This window comes from Oscillibacter ruminantium GH1 (genome assembly GCF_000307265.1).
GTDB classification, from domain to species: Bacteria; Bacillota; Clostridia; order Oscillospirales; family Oscillospiraceae; genus Oscillibacter; species Oscillibacter ruminantium.
In genome coordinates, this window is record NZ_BAGW01000043.1 from 1 (window position 1) to 1,330 (window position 1,330).

2 protein-coding genes are annotated in these 1,330 nt (G+C 45.5%); both read right to left on the reverse strand.

The features are described from left to right. Nucleotides 1–36: 36 nt before the first annotated feature. Entirely contained in the window at nt 37–900 is an 864-nt protein-coding gene (locus tag ON16_RS00025) for an IS3 family transposase (protein WP_040658427.1), read from the reverse strand. Between the two features lie 8 nt (nt 901–908). Beyond that, a complete protein-coding gene (locus ON16_RS00030) occupies nt 909–1,250 on the reverse strand; it encodes a helix-turn-helix domain-containing protein (RefSeq protein WP_040658429.1) in 342 nt (113 codons plus the stop codon). Nucleotides 1,251–1,330: the final 80 nt, after the last annotated feature.

Below are 1,330 nucleotides of genomic sequence, written 5' to 3' on the forward strand. Positions count from 1 at the left end.
TGAAATAGTAAAGGGTTAGTAGACACAAAAATTCAGTTAAGCCACCAGTTCTGTTCTATACAGGGCTGGTGGTTTTCCGTTTAGTTTGCGGACTGGGCGGACATAGTTAAAATACCGGACGCACTTTGCGATGGTAGCCTGCAAGTTATCGCTCTCCCAATAACAGAAATGCTTGCGCAGCGTATCCTTAAACCGCCCCCAGAAACTTTCCATAACGGCATTATCGTGAGGTGTTCCGGCTCTTGACATACTTTGAATTGCGTTGTATTTTGTAAGAAGGTTGCAGAAACCTGCGGATGAGTACTGGACACCTTGGTCGCTGTGCAAAAGGACTTGGTGTTCGGTACTCTCTGTTCTTTTTAGGAGCCTCTCGGCAGGCTTCATCACAAGAAAGTTGTCAAAGGTATCGCTCAACTCCCATTCGAGGATCTCGTTGTTAAAGAGGTCAAGATAAGCTGCAAGGTAGAACCATTTTCCTCCGAACTTGATGTAGGTCACATCGGTTACTACCTTTTGCATAGGTGCCGTGGCCTCAAAGTTTCTTTGCAGCAGATTTGGATAACGTATATGCTCCATGCCGCTGCCAGCAGATGGGCTCTTTCTATGCCTCGTATATCCATGAATGTGCAAGCGTTTCATAGATTTCCAAACGCTTGGATCACTCACCAACCATCCAAATTCCAAGGCAATCGTATCTCGAATAGAACGGTATCCCATCATAGGGTGGTGTGTATGGATATCACCGACATAGGCGTCAAGAATGCGCTGGGATTGTTCGTACTGATTGATTCTTCCGCCTCGTTGTAGCCACTTGTAATAGCCGCTGCGCGAGACGCCATAGATCATGCACAGTTCCGCAGCAGAATGCTTGCCTATCTGTGAATGAATTTCAGCATACATGGTCTGAATTATTTTTTTAGGGCATCGCCCTCCTTTCGTGCGTTGTGTTTTTTTAACCGGGTTACCTCTGCTTTCTTTTTTAGCAGCTCACGCTTGAGCAATTCAATTTGGTATTGAAGTTGTTCGGTGTAGGTCAGTTCCTTTCGGCGCTCGTAACGTGACAACGGATTGCCCGGTTTCTTCTTAACCTCTAACCCGGCTTCACCCTCAACTTCATAATTTTTCACCCAGTCACCGACCTGACGATGATGAATTTCCGGCTCCCATGCCCGTATTGACTGTCCGTCCAATACTTGTTTTACAATGGACAGCTTTTCTTCTTTGCTCCGTATCGTATACTTTCGCGCCATGGTTGCACACTCCTTTTCTTTATATTAACACAAAAAGATGGTAGGCACTTTCGTGTCTACCATCTTTTTACCATTTCAAA